This is a genomic window from Nocardia kruczakiae NBRC 101016, from assembly GCF_001612965.1.
Taxonomy (GTDB): domain Bacteria; phylum Actinomycetota; class Actinomycetes; order Mycobacteriales; family Mycobacteriaceae; genus Nocardia; species Nocardia kruczakiae.
Genome location: NZ_BDBL01000005.1, coordinates 259,631 through 273,686, shown reverse-complemented (window position 1 = coordinate 273,686; position 14,056 = coordinate 259,631). Strand labels below are relative to the sequence as shown.

Genomic DNA, 14,056 nt, shown 5'->3' with positions numbered 1-14,056 from the left:
CCGGCTGATCCGAAAGGGTCGGTCCGCGCATTTTCCGGCGAATCACATGAAAGACCGGAAAAGCGGACCGAAATGCTTTACCGGAATTCGAGTAGTAGGCAGTTACGTGCAGTGTCGAAATTAGAAGCCGGCGCATACTTTTGTATATAAGACTTTAGGGCATGGCACCTTGGGACAATACCGAGCGGACCGGGCATTGCTGTAACCGCAGGTGTGAAATGTCCTGCACCGCAACGCAGTCCGGCCGAGCGCCGGCGGACCGGCATTGACACACCATCTGCGCCGGATTACTTTGGTCATCAATACAAGCGAGCGCTTGGTCGTTGCAGTGTCGCAACGTGAATGCTCGATGTGAGCATATTCGTCGAGCGTATTCGTTCGAAACCCGGATCACCATATCTCTGCGCTGGATCGGTTCGGATTTCGTCCTATTCACCTGCTCCATCCGGGGGTTGTTCATGTCCGTTCCCGTACGTGTGCCCTTCACCGCTTACCAGCGCGATATCTGGTCGATCGCCGAACTCCATCCGGGCCTGCCCACTTATCTCTGCTGTGCGGTGTGGCACCTGAGTTTTCCGGTCGACCTCGCGGAGCTGGTGGCGGCGGCGCGGCGCACCCTGGCAAGGAACGACGGCCTCCGGTTGCGGTACGGCGTCCTCGACGGCGTTCCCTATCAGGAGCTGTCGGCCGATTGGACCCCGCCGGTGGTCGTGCTCGACGTCGCAGACGACGCCGACCCGGAATCGTCCGCGCAGCAACACATTCACGAGATCACCCGCTCGCCGATCGATGTGACCGGCCCGGAACCCTTCCGTTTCGCCATCCTTCGCGCCGGCGATACGTCCTGCTACCTGGTCGCCGCCGCTCACCACCTGATGGTCGACGCCACCGGTCTGCGCAACTTCCGCGCCGAGCTGCTGACCGACTACGCGGCGACCACCGGGACCGGAAACCGGCCCGAGCTGCCGGGCTCCTCCTTCGTCGAGTGCCTGGCCTACGAACGCGATTACCGAGCGAGTGAGCAGTACCGCCTCGATCGCGACGCTCTCGTAACCCGATTGCGTGGTGTCACCCCGGCGCTGTTCGACCGCCGGCGCGACACCGACGAACTCTCTCCGATCCTCACCCGCGGATTCACTCTCGATCGGGCGCTGGTCGACCGCGCCCGGGCGGCCGGCATCTCCCTGTACCCATACCTGTGCGCCATGCTCGGGGTCTATCTCTCGCGGGTGCTGCGGACCGAGGAGGTCGTCCTCGGCGTCCCGTTCAGCAATCGCAACAATCCGGCCGAGCTGGCCGCCGTCGGAAACTTCGCCAACACCCTGCCCCTGCCGATCCGGATCACCGCGCACCGCACGGTCGCCGATCTGGTCGAGGCGGTGAAAGCCGATGTGCGCCAGATGAAGCAGCATCAGCGCTATCCACTCGGCGACCTGGTGGCCGAACTGCGCCGGGGCGGCGATCCGGCCCGTCAACTGTTCGACGTGACCGTTTCCTACCTGCGGCTGCCGGCGAATCTCAGCCGGGTCGAGGGACTCGAACCGGTGGCGCAACAATCGGTGTCGACCTCCTTCGCCGATTCCGCGTCGTCGAACTGGCAGGGCTACAGCCCCAACACGTTGGCCTGGACGATCATGGAGGTCGACGATGACGGCCCGCTCCGAATCCGGCTGGACCACGCCGCGGACGTCTTCGACGCCGACTACACCATCGAGTCCGTCGTCGCCGGGCTGACCACGCTGCTGGAGGCCGGAATAGCCGCGCCCGACGCCGACCCCACAGTGCTGCCGGTGGTGCCGGCCGCCGTCGCCGACGTGCTGATCGACCGGGACCGGGCCACCGCCCGCACCTACGACCGGCAGGCGAGTGTGGTCGGTGCGGTGCTGGCCCAGGCCGAACGTATTCCGGACGCGGTGGCCCTGTGCACAGCCGACACCCATCTCACCTATCGCCGGCTCGCCGATCGCACGGTGGCGCTCTCGTTGCTGTTGCGCGAGAACGGGGTCCGCACCGGGGATCCGGTCGCCGTCATGCTCGAGCGCGGGCCGGACATGGTGATCGCGATCCTGGCGGCCATGCACGCGGGGGCCGCCTATGTTCCGATCGACCCCGGCTACCCGGCCGAGCGGGTCGAGTATCTGCTCACCGACAGTGCCGCCGTCGTCGTGCTGACCGACGCCGCCGGTGCGGCGGCAATCCCGCACGCCGCTGCCCCGGTGCTGACCTCCGACCGCTGGCCGGCCGGTGTCGCACTGGCCGGACCGCGCCCCGAACCGGTGCCCGGCGGCACCGACCTGGCCTATCTGATCTACACCTCCGGCTCCACCGGCAAGCCGAAAGGCGTTGCCGTCGAGCATCATTCGGTGATCAACAGGCTGAGCTGGATGCAGCGCCGGTACCCGCTCGGGCCGTCGGATGTGATCCTGCAGAAGACGCCGTCCTCGTTCGACGTGTCGGTATGGGAACTGTTCTGGTGGGGGCTCGCCGGTGCGCGGGTAGCGCTGTTGCGACCCGGTGGTGAAAAGGATCCGAGCGACATTCTCGACGCCATCGGCGATTTCGGTGTCACGGTGCTGCATTTCGTGCCGTCGATGCTCACGCCGTTGCTGGACCTGCTGGAATCCGACGCATCCCTGGTGTCCCGGGCGGCCGGGCTGCGAATCGCGTTCTGCAGTGGGGAAGCGCTGCTGCCGCATCAGGTTTCCCGGTGGAACCGGACCTTCGCCGGGCTCGGTGCCCACGCCCCGCGGCTGGTCAATCTCTACGGCCCGACCGAGGCGACCGTCGACGTCTCCTACTACGACTGCCCCACCGATCCGGAGCTGCCGATAACGCGGGTGCCGCTCGGCCGCCCGATCGACAACACCCGGCTGTATGTCCTCGGCTCCGGCGATCAACCGCAGCCGGTGGGGGTGCCGGGCGAACTGTGCGTCGCGGGCGCGGGTGTCGCGCGCGGGTACCACGACCGCCCGGAGTTGAGCGCGGAGAAGTTCGTCGCCGACCCGTTCCACCCGGGTGAACGGATGTACCGAACCGGCGATCTGGCCCGGTGGCTGGCCCACGGTGAACTCGAGTACCTCGGCCGGATCGACCGGCAAGTGAAGATCCGCGGAAATCGGGTGGAGCTGGGCGAGGTCGAGAACGCGCTGGCGATGTTGCCCGGCATCTCGGCCGCGGCGGTCATCGACCTGCACTCGGCCCATCGCGGTCGATATCTGGCCGCCTACTGTGTGCCCCAGGACGTGTTCGACCCCGCCGCGCTGCGTGCCGGGCTCGCGAAGACACTGCCCGCGTTCATGATTCCGGCCGAATACATCGCGGTCGCGGCGATTCCGCTGACCCCCAGCGGGAAGACCGACCGCTCCGCGCTGACCGCCGTCCGCCGCGGCCGGGAAGCCGTCGCGCACCGTGCGCCACGGACCCGGGTGGAGAAGCAGCTCGCGCACGTGTGGAGCGAGGTGTTCGACCGCGACTCGGTCTCGGTGACCGACAACTTCTACGACCTGGGTGGCGATTCCATCCTGCTGCTGCGGGTACGAGCCCGCGCCCAGGCGCGCGGACTGCTGTTCAGCGCGCGTGATCTCGCCGAGTCGCCCACCATCGCCGAACTGGCCGACCGCGTCCATATCGGGGCGGCCGCCACGACGGCGGTCACACCGTTCGAGCTCGTGGCGGTGATCGACCGCGCCGGGCTCGGCCATGTGGTCGACGCCTATCCGCTGACCAGGCTGCAGCTGGGCATGCTGTTCCACAGTCGCGAACGCGCCGGATCACCGCTCTACCAAGACGTTTTCCGGTATTCGCTGCGGATGGACTGGCATGAGCCGGCCTGGCGGACCGCGCTGGCACAGGCCGTCGCCCGGCATCCGATGCTGCGTACCTCCTTCGATCCGGCCTCCTATTCCGAGCCGCTGCAACTGGTGCACCCGCAGCTGGAACCGCCGTTGACGATCGCCGACCTGCGGGCGGTCGAATCCGAAGCGGCCGACGCGATCGTGGCCGACCACGTCGCCCACCACCGCTGGGAGCCGTACCGCTTCGAGCGGCCCGGTCTGTTCCATGTCGCGGTCTTCCGGCGTGCCGACCGGATCGATCTGGTGCTGTCGTTCCACCATGCGATCCTCGACGGCTGGAGCGTTTCCACACTGCTGTCGGAATTGCTGGGCGACTATCGCGCGCTCGCCACCGGCTCCGGTCCGGCTGCCGGGTCCGATCTGCCGTCGTTCGCCGAATATGTGCGCGCGGAACAGGATTCGATCAGCGACCCGGCCGATCGCGGGTACTGGCGGGAACTGCTGGCCGGTGCGGAATCCACCCGCATCCCGGGTATGCGCCCGCACGTCACGGCCGATCCCGCTCCGGCCGAACCGGCGCGAGCGGGCTCGCCGGCGAGCGCCCGCCTGTCGCGGTCGGTGTCGATTCCCGCGGCGCTCCGGGCGCGCGTCGACGAGGTGGCCGCCGCCATGCACCTGCCACTGAAGACCGTGCTGCTGGCCGCACACCTGTGCACCGTGGGCCTGCTGTCCGGGCGGACCGACGTCACCACCGGGGTCGTCACCCACGGCCGGCCCGAGCTGCTCGAGGCTGAACGCATGATCGGGCTGTTCCTCAATACGGTGCCGTTCCGGTTGGACTTCGGCGGCCGCAGCCCGCACGAGATCCTGACCGCGCTGTTCGATCAAGAGCGCAACAGCGCGCCGCACCGGCGTTTTCCGCTCGCCGAAATCCAGCACGACATCGGCGTGACGCTGGACACCGCCTTCAACTACATCCACTTCCATGCCTTCGGTGCGGCCGTGCGGGCCCTGGACGTGGAACTGCTCGACGTCGACATCCGTGAGGACACCAATTTCGCGCTGCTGCTGAACGCGGCGCGAAGCCCCGCCGATGGCAGCCTGTCGTTACGCATCGACGGCGATCCCGCCCTCTACACCCCCGATCAGCTGACCATGATCGGCGACACCTACCTGTCGGTACTGTCGCGGCTCACCGGCGATCCCACCGTCCCGGTCGCCTTCACCTCACGCACGCCGACTTCGGCTCCGGTCCCGCGCGGCGATACCGCGACCACCGTGATGGACCTGTTCGATGCGTGCGTGGCGCGTGTGCCGGACGCGATCGCGGTCGAATTCGGTTCGCACACCACGAGTTATGCGAGGCTGGCGGAAGTGTCGGGCCGGATCGCCGCGGCGCTGGTGGCGCGCGGAGCGCGACCGGGCGACCGGATCGCGCTCGCGATGGACCGCTCGATCGAGCTGGTAGCGGCGGTGCTGGGCATTGCCAAAGCCGGCGCGGCGTGTGTTCCCCTGGACCCGAGCTATCCGACCTCGCGGCTGCACGCGATGCTGGAACAGGCTCGCCCGTTCGCGGTGATCACCGGCTCCGGTGAGGAAACGTCTGTGCCGCACCAGTATTCGCGAATTCGCCTAAGCGATCTGATGGACTCGCCGGTCTCGGCGGACCTGCCGGCCGTCGACCCGTCCGCGACCGCATACGTGCTGTTCACCTCCGGCTCGACCGGTGCTCCGAAAGGTGTGGTCATGCCGCATCGAGCGCTGGCGAATCTGATCGGCGGCCAGCTCGCGGCACCCAGCGGCCTGCTGCCCGAAACCGGACGAGCCCCGGCCACAACACAATTCGCGCCACTGTCGTTCGATGTCTCGTTCCAGGAGCTCTATTCCACGCTGTGCGGTGGCGGGCGGCTCATCATGCTCACCGAGCAACAGCGCCGCGACCTGCCCGCGCTGCCCGGTCTGCTGACAGCCACCGGCGCCGAGCGGGTGTATCTGCCCTACGTCGCCTTGCAGCAACTGGCCGAGGCCGCGGCGCGGCTGGGCACCGCACCGGCCGGACTGCGGGTGATCATCTCCTCCGGCGAACAGCTGCGGGTGACCGACGAGATCCGCGCCCTGTGTGCCGCGGGCTCCGGTGTCGTCCTGGAGAACCACTACGGGCCCACCGAAACTCACGTGGCGACCCGCTACACCATGACCGGCGACACGGCCCGGTTCCCCGCGCTGCCGCCGATCGGCACCGCGATCGACAATGCCGAGATCCTGGTACTGGACGAGAACATGCTCCCGGTACCCGACGGCGTGCCCGGCGAGATTTATCTCGGCGGGCTCTGCCTCGCCGACGGCTATCTCGGTCGACCGGAGCTCACCGCCGCCGCCTTCCGGCCGGATCCTCGCGCGGTGGGCGCGCGGGTCTACCGCACCGGTGATATCGGCCGACGGCTGCCCGGCGGTGAGGTGGTCGCCGACGGCCGCCGCGGCGGTCAGGTCAAGATTCGCGGTCATCGGGTGGAACCGATGGAGGTGGAGCTGGCGCTGCGCCGGGTCACCGCGGCGCTGCCGGGCGTCACCGAGGTGGCGGTCGTGGCGCACGACGGTGTCGGCGGTTCGAGTGCGCATACCCAGCTGGTGGGATTCTTGGTCGGTTCGCGCGCCGGAGTGAACGAGGCGGGCCTTCTCGCCGCGTTGCGGGAATGGCTGCCCGAGTACATGATCCCGAGCCGTCTGGTCTGGCTGGACGCGTTGCCGTCGACCCCCAGCGGGAAGCGGGCCGACGCGGTGCTGGCCACCATGACGTTGCCGGCCGTGGAACTGGGCGGTCGAGTGCCGCCGCGCACTCCCGTCGAGTCGGCGGTGGCCGCGCTCATGGCCGACACTCTCGGTCTGACCGACATCGGAGTCCACGACGACTTCTTCGCCCTGGGCGGGAACTCGCTGACCGCCGTGCGGCTGATCGTGTCCATCGAGCAGCGATACGGTGTGGCGTTGCCGGTGTCGGCACTGGCGACCGGTCCCACGGTGGCTGCGCTGGCCGAGCATCTGCGTGAACGCCCGGATACCGGTTTCGACCCGCTGGTCCCGCTGCGCGACGGTGACGGCGCGCCGCTGTTCCTCGCGCCTCCGATCGGCGGAAACGTGCTGTGTTATGTGGAATTGGCCCAACAGCTACCCGCGGGACGGCCGGTCTACGGTCTGCAGGCCGCGGGTCTGCGGCCGGGCAGCACCGTGGCCGCCTCGATGCCGGAGATCGCGCGCGGCTACATCGAGGCGATCCGCCGAGTGCAACCGGAGGGCCCTTATCACCTGGGCGGCTGGTCGCTGGGCGGCATGATGGCCTTCGAGATGGCCCAGCAGCTGACGCGAGCCGGCCACGAGGTGGACACGCTGGTGCTGATCGACGCCATGACCGTTCGGCACGGCGACCCGCTCCCGGTGGCCGAGCGCAGACTGCAGGAGTTCTTCCTGTGGGAACTGCTGCTGCTGGCCCGTGGCGCGGACGCGGCGGTGGTGGCGATCCCCGCCGAGCTCGAAACCGACGATCAGGTCTTCGATTTCATGCTCGCCACCGCCGTCGAGGCGGGTGTGCTGCCGTCGGCCGGTTCCCGGGAACTGGTCCGGCGCCTGTTCGACGTCTTCGTCGGTAATTGGCGGGCATTCGTCGGCTATCGACCGCAGGCCTACGCCGGCACCATGACCCTGCTGCGCGCCACCGAGCCGCTGCCGCCGGTGCTGCGGCTGCGACACGATCGGGTCGGGACATTGCATCGGGATCCGACCAACGGCTGGGACACCTACGCCGCGGGTCGTCTCGAGGTGATCGCGGTGCCCGGGGACCATCTCACGCTGATTCAGCCGCCACAGGTCGCCGAGGTCGCCGCCCAGCTCGCCCTGGTACTGGACCCCGCCGCGACACCCTCCGCATGACACCTCCGGATCCTCTTATCCAGCAAGGACATTCCGTGAATTCTTCTGTCAAGTCCGCGATAGTCGTCGGAGCCGGCATCGGTGGTCTCATCACCGTGGCGGCGCTGCGCCGGGCCGGCATCGACGTGGTGTTGTGCGAGCGCGGCCCGACGTTGCGCGCGGCCGGATTCGGGCTGTCGCTGCAGTCCAACGCGATGAACGCGCTGCGCACCCTGGACCTCGGCATCGACGAGGAACTTCTGCGAGTCGGCGGGCAGGCGTTGTCGGCCAGTTATCGCCGCCCGGACGGCTCGGTCATGCGCCGCGTCGATGTGGCGCCGACCGAGGCCCTGCTGGGCGCACCGGCCGTGGTCCTGGCCCGGCCCGATCTGCACGACGTCCTGCTACGCGCCTGCGGCGACGATCTGCGGGTCGAACTGGACGCCGACGTGCTCGGATTCACCGAAACCGGCGACGCGGTCGAGGTGGAACTGGCCGACGGCCGCACGCTGAGCGCGGACGTGCTGATCGGTGCGGACGGCATCAACTCCACGATTCGTGGCCGGCTGCACGGCCACTCGGCCCCGCGCCCCGGGGAATTCGTGTGCTGGCTCGCGCTGGCCCGGTTCGATCGCCGATTCGTCGAGGTGGGTGAGTCGGTCCAATACTGGGGCACCGGACAGCGGTTCGGTATCAGCGACCTCGGCGGGGGCCGCATCTATTGGTGGGGCACGCAAACCACCACCGGCGAACTGGCCGCGGACTGGCCACACGGCAAGGACGACCTGCTGGCCCGGTTCGCGGACTGGGCGCCGGAAATTCGCGAAATAATCTCCGACACACCGGAAGCCGATATCCTGGCGCTGCCCGCGCAGGACCGGCCCGTACTGCCGGCCTGGGGGAGCGGGCGAGTCACCTTGCTCGGTGACGCCGCCCATCCGATGCTGCCCAGCCTCGGCCAGGGCGCGAACGCCGCGATCGAGGACGCGATCGTGCTGGCACACGCACTCGCCACCCACGACGACGCCGAGACCGCGCTGCGGGCCTACGAGCGGCGCCGGATTCCGCGCACCACCATGTTCGTCGACGAATCGCGCAAACTCGGCGAACTCGAGCAGACCGTCGACCCGGACCGCGTCGCGGCGCGCGACCGCTACATGTCGAGCGCGGACGGCCACACCCGCAGTCTCGAGCCGATGACCTGGCCGGGCCTGGGCGACCCGGACACGGCCGCCGCGCTACCGCGTGCGCTGTCCGCCCTGGAACGCTGGCATTGGACCGTGGACCGGGTCGCACCGTTGCACATCGTGTCCCGGGTGCGTGTCGCGGGAGATCTGACCGCCGATGCGGTGCGCACAGGTCTGGCCGCGCTGGCCCGGCGCCACCCGATGCTGCACGCCGCGGTGCGCAGTGACGAGGGCCGCAACCCACTGTTCGTGCCGTTCGCCGTACAGCCGATTCCGTTGCGAGAGGTCACATCCGGCGACTGGACCGCGCAGATCGACACCGAACTGCGGGAACGCTTCGCGGGCAGCACATCCGGATCGGGTGAAGCGCCACTGCTGCGCGCCACGCTGGTCACCGCCGCGCCCGGTGTGCACGACTTGATCCTGACCTCGGTCTACACCATCGCGGACGCGGTGACGACACTGTCGTTCGCCCGCCAGGTATTGGAGTTCGCCGCCGCCGGTACGACCGGCTGGGTGCCGGAGATTCCGGCTCCCGCCGCACCGGAAGACCTGCTGCCCGGACAATTCCGGGATACCGACGGTCAGCGCGCGGCCCTGGGCCGCTCGATGGCGGCCGCCCAGGCCGACGAACGGCTGAACCTCGTGCGTCTGGCAGTCGAGGCCGAGGTGCGACCGGCGCAGCGTTTCACCAGAGCGACGCGCCGGGCGGTGGGCGGATCCGAGTATCGGGCGTTGCTGGCGGCCTGCCGCGAGCACGAGGTGCTGCCGGAGAGTCTGGTGGCCGCCGCGCTCGCGCGGGCCGCCGCGGCGGATACCGGTGCGGCGCATGCGCATTACCCGATCGGCGTCTCGGTGCAGTTCCGGGAGCATCTGGACCCTCCGCTGGACGACACCCGCACCGGGGCGTACCAGGCGATGATCGCCGTCCCCATCGCCGCCGGGCCGCCGCTGTGGGAGGCAGCGGCCGGCTTCGAAACCGAATTCGCCGCGCGGGTGCGGCAACGCCGGCATCTCGGGGGCCTGCTCGGGATCGCGCATATGATGCCCGAGACGCCGGACCGGGTGGACCGGGTCGTCGCGCAACTGGATGCCCACGGCCCCGGCAATCTGTGCATGACGGTGGTGGACACCCGGAACTTCCCGGAGCGCATCGGCGAGTGGGAGGTCACCGGCGCCGAATTCGTCTCCGGTATGTCGATCAGCGGTCTGCTGATGCTCACCGTCGGACTCGGATCGGACGAATTGTCGCTTCATCTGGGCTATGTCGAAGGGCTGCTGTCCGCCGCTCGCGCGCAGGCACTGGCCGATGCCCTCGTCGAGGCGCTGCGCAGCGTCGTCAGCGCCGGCCTGCCAGGCCGTCCCATGCCGACATCGCGGCAGTGACGACGGCGTCCAGGTCGGCGCGGGTGGCACCGTCGCGGGCCTGGATCGACATGCCCTGCTGGACCGTGGTGTAGAAGGCGGCCATCGTGTCCACCGCCGCGTCGTCCGGAAGATCGCCCTCCGCGACGGCGCGTCGCAGCCGGGCGGCGATCGCGGCCTGCATACCGCGCCGAAGGTCGGCGAGGTGCGCCCGGACATCCGGGCTCAGCGCGCTCCACGTGGTGGCCATCACGACCATACATCCCGGCGGAGTCGCGGGATCGGTGTAGAAATCGGCACTCGTGGACAACATTTCGTCCACCGCCTCCCGGGCGCCGGGCGCGCGATCGAGCGCCTGGCGCGCCGGACAGCCCGCGATCGAATCGTAGAGCTCGACAGCCTCACGGAAGAGTTGCTCCTTGGAACCGAAGCAGGCGTAGATGCTGGGCGAGGCGATTCCCATCGCGGCCGTGAGGTCGGACATCGACGTCGCCTCGTACCCGTCGTTCCAGAACGCCATCATCGCCTGCCGCAGCGCGGCGTCGCGGTCGAAGCCCCGGGGACGACCACGCTCTCCCATCACCTACCACCTTCCCTGATCACACCAAATATGTGTTGCCCGTTCAAGATATCTCTTGACGTGGCTTCCGAGGCGCTGCTACCTATTCTGTGTCAGCCGACAAAGAAATTGAGGACGCGGACATGACAACGGAACGTAACCCTTGGGGGGCGCTCGGCGCGCTGTGCGTGGGCTACTTCATGATCCTGCTGGACATGACGATCGTCGCGGTGGCGAACCCGGCGATCATGAACGGACTGCACACCGACATGTCCAAGGTGATCTGGGTGACCAGCGCCTACCTGCTCACCTTCGCGGTGCCGCTGCTCATCACCGGTCGCCTCGGCGACAGGTTCGGACCGAAATATCTCTACCTGGGGGGCCTGGCGGTTTTCACGCTGGCGTCGCTGTGGTGCGGCTGGGCGGGCAGCATCGGATCGCTGATCGCGGCGCGAGCTGTGCAAGGTCTCGGCGCGGCGTTGATGGCGCCACAGACGATGGCGGTGATCGGCCGCATCTTCCCGTGGGACAAGCGCGGTGCGGCGATGGGCGTATGGGGTGCGGTCGCGGGCATCGCGACGCTGGTCGGGCCGATCTTCGGCGGTGCGCTCATCGACAACGGCGGTTGGCAGTGGATCTTCTATGTCAACGTGCCGATCGGATTGATCGCGTTCGCGTTGGGCGCGTGGCTGATTCCGGTGCTGCCGACCAACCGTCACCGCTTCGACATCCCCGGAGTGATTGCCGTCGCGATCGGAATGACGGCGTTGGTGTTCGGTATCCAGCAGGGCAACAGCTATCACTGGGCGGGCTGGGTGTGGGGATTGATCGTCGGCGGTCTCGTGGTTCTCGCCTCGTTCCTGGTCTACCAGAACCGGGCGACGATCGAACCGCTGGTGCCGCTGAGCCTGTTCCGCAACCGCAACTTCTCGCTCGGCAACGTCGCGACCGCGGCGCTGGCCGCCGCGACGACGGCACAGATGGTGCCGTCGTACTTCTATCTGCAGACCGTTCGTGATCTGTCCCCGACCCGGGCGGCGCTGGTATTCGCCCCGATGGCAGTCGTTTCCGGCGTCCTGTCGCCGGTTGTCGGCAAGCTCTCCGACAAGGTGCCGCCGCGCTATCTGCTGACATTCGGCTTCGCCGTGTTCACCGCGGCGGTGTTGTGGTTCGTCGGTCTCGCCACCCCGCACGGCCCCATCGCGTGGATGTGCGTGATGTCTGTGGTGTGCGGCATCGGCAGTTCCTGCATTTGGGCGCCGCTGCCGGCGACCGCGCTGCGGAGCCTGCCGCTGGAGCGGATGGGTGCTGCTTCGGGCATCTACAACACCACCCGCCAGGTCGGCTCCGTGCTCGGTAGTGCCGGAATCGGGGCACTGCTGACCGCGCGCATGGCGGCGCATTCGCTGCCCACCTCGACCGGCGAAGCCGGCGCCCTTCCCGACGCGGTCAAGGCGCCGTACTCCTCGGCCCTGACCGACTCCTTGTACCTCACCGTGATTCTGCTCGCGGTCTGCACCGTCGTCGCGGCGTTCCTCACCCCGACCCGGACGGCCGGTGCCGTAGCGTCTCCGGAGCCGGACGAGCAGGCGCGGGCCGACCTGACCGCTCGGAGTTAGCCGGTCCGACCCGGTTGATCCGGCCCGCGCCGAGAAGAGCCGCGATTCTTCTTCCCTGCCCCGGGAATTCACGGCTGAACCAATTAAGTTGGGGCGTGGTAATTTTGGGTCATCGACCTTGCTGTGCCCGCGGAAATCGGCACGGTCCGTCGGATGAATCCATGAAGCGTTCGAGCGTGGGGGATGTCGAGGATGGATAACGTTTCATCGGGGCTCGCCACCGCGGGGGCGGACGTCGCAGGGGCCGGGTCCGCGGTGACCGCGATCGGACAACGGACTCCGGTGGCAGCCGACCGCTGGAACGACCGGATCGACCGTGTGCAGAACCTGTCCGAGCGGGAACTCGATGTGTTCCTGATGCTGGGCGCGGGAAATTCCAACCGCACCATGGCGAAACAACTCGACATCGCCGAGCGCACCGTCAAAGCACATATCACCCATATCCTGGCGAAGCTCGGTGTGGAATCCCGGCTTCAGGCCGGTCTCGTCTCGTATGCGTTCCAGTTGACCTCGGACGTTCGAGGGAGCCGGGACCAGTCCAGCCCGCTCCTGCACACCAAATCCGCCTGAGCCACGATCCGCCGGAGCCCGAACACGTTTCGAGGTTCAACTCGAGGTTCGGCCGTCCAACGACTCACGCAGGATATCCGCGTGCCCGGCGTGCTGCGCGGTCTCGGCGATCAGATGCATGAGGACCCGCCGCACACTGCGCACCCCGCCCGCCTCGTGCCACGGCGCCTCCGGAAGTGGATGAGTGACCCCGAGGTCCGGTACACCGGTGATGATCTCCTGCGTGCGTGCGGCGATCTGCTCGTAGCGGGCCAGGAGGCCGGCAAGTGTTTCGCCGGGCAGCATCACGAAGGTGTTGCGGTGGTCGATCGCCCACTGCGGATACTCCCGCGCGGTGCCGGCGGCGAACTCCGCCCAGGTGACGCCTTCGGGCAGCTCGTAGTTCATCGCGGAGGGGCCCTCCACGACGAACCGCAGCCAGTTGTCCTCCATGGCCGCCACATGTTTGACCAGCCCGCCCAACGACAGTGCGCTGACGGTGGGATGCGCGCCGGCCTGCTCGTCGGTCAGCCCGTCGACGGTGGCGCGCAAGGCGCTGCGTGCGGCGGCGAGCTGGGCGAGCAGATCGGCCCGTTCGCCGTCGAGTGCGGTCGCCGGGGTGTTCTCGATGGTCATCGTGGTCCTTTCGGGTTGTTGTCGACTCGGCACCGACGATCGCAGAGAACTAGGTCGGATCATGTCCGCTTGTCGCCGGCGGAAGAAACTCACGGCCAGCGCTCTCGGTCATCACCTCATCCTGGTCGCCCGCCCCGCCGCTGACGAGATGCGGCGCTGTCGCAATCCGGAAATCCATGAGTCGCCGGCACCCGTCCGGTGTTGCGCCCGAAACTTCTGACCGGCCCCAGAGGCGATTGGTACGCGCGTACCGCCGAGCACAGTTTTTCGGCGTTTGCGTTGGGGTTTCGTTTAGTTGGTTGCGACCAAACGTAAACGTAACAGCCGGAGTGGATTCGACGGAGAAGTACGGGTCCGACCTCCGATAAGGTTCACTTATCGGCGGTCAGGACACAGCGGAATCATCTGGCCTCCAAACCCTTTCGTTTCGTGTCGTTCCGTTGG

At 68.1% G+C, this 14,056-nt stretch carries 6 protein-coding genes; 4 read left to right on the top strand and 2 right to left on the bottom strand.

Annotation, left to right across the window (positions count from 1 at the left end):
- Window positions 1-458 precede the first annotated feature (458 nt).
- Window positions 459-7,718 (top strand): non-ribosomal peptide synthetase, encoded by a 7,260-nt coding sequence (locus tag NK1_RS05820; RefSeq protein WP_063007504.1) that lies wholly within the window; start codon window positions 459-461, stop codon window positions 7,716-7,718.
- A 35-nt stretch (window positions 7,719-7,753) separates the two neighbouring features.
- Window positions 7,754-10,270: an FAD-dependent monooxygenase gene (locus NK1_RS05815; RefSeq protein ID WP_063007503.1), complete on the top strand. Its 2,517-nt coding sequence runs from the start codon at window positions 7,754-7,756 to the stop codon at window positions 10,268-10,270.
- On the opposite strand, the gene NK1_RS05810 is transcribed toward NK1_RS05815, so the two are convergent.
- Window positions 10,224-10,829, bottom strand: a complete 606-nt coding sequence (locus tag NK1_RS05810; protein ID WP_063007502.1) for a TetR/AcrR family transcriptional regulator — start codon at window positions 10,827-10,829, stop codon at window positions 10,224-10,226. The two genes, NK1_RS05815 and NK1_RS05810, sit on opposite strands and share 47 nt — an antisense overlap.
- 122 nt (window positions 10,830-10,951) lie before the next feature.
- Between NK1_RS05810 and NK1_RS05805 the strand changes: the two genes are divergently transcribed.
- Together NK1_RS05805 and NK1_RS05800 are read left to right on the top strand one after the other, a co-directional pair.
- Window positions 10,952-12,427: an MFS transporter gene (locus tag NK1_RS05805; RefSeq protein ID WP_063007501.1), complete on the top strand. Its 1,476-nt coding sequence runs from the start codon at window positions 10,952-10,954 to the stop codon at window positions 12,425-12,427.
- 282 nt (window positions 12,428-12,709) lie between these two features.
- Window positions 12,710-12,997, top strand: a complete 288-nt coding sequence (locus NK1_RS05800) for a response regulator transcription factor (RefSeq protein WP_167354223.1) — start codon at window positions 12,710-12,712, stop codon at window positions 12,995-12,997.
- A 36-nt stretch (window positions 12,998-13,033) separates the two neighbouring features.
- On the opposite strand, the gene NK1_RS05795 is transcribed toward NK1_RS05800, so the two are convergent.
- Window positions 13,034-13,612 carry a DinB family protein gene (locus NK1_RS05795; protein WP_063007499.1) on the bottom strand — a complete coding sequence of 193 codons (579 nt, stop codon included), beginning with the start codon at window positions 13,610-13,612 and terminating at the stop codon, window positions 13,034-13,036.
- Window positions 13,613-14,056 lie beyond the last annotated feature (444 nt).

Coding starts and splice junctions, on each gene's coding strand:
- NK1_RS05820 (WP_063007504.1), top strand. CDS start 459: ATGTCCGTTCCCGTACGTGTGCCCTTCACCGCTTACCAGCGCGATATC.
- NK1_RS05810 (WP_063007502.1), bottom strand. CDS start 10,829: ATGGGAGAGCGTGGTCGTCCCCGGGGCTTCGACCGCGACGCCGCGCTG.
- NK1_RS05805 (WP_063007501.1), top strand. CDS start 10,952: ATGACAACGGAACGTAACCCTTGGGGGGCGCTCGGCGCGCTGTGCGTG.
- NK1_RS05795 (WP_063007499.1), bottom strand. CDS start 13,612: ATGACCATCGAGAACACCCCGGCGACCGCACTCGACGGCGAACGGGCC.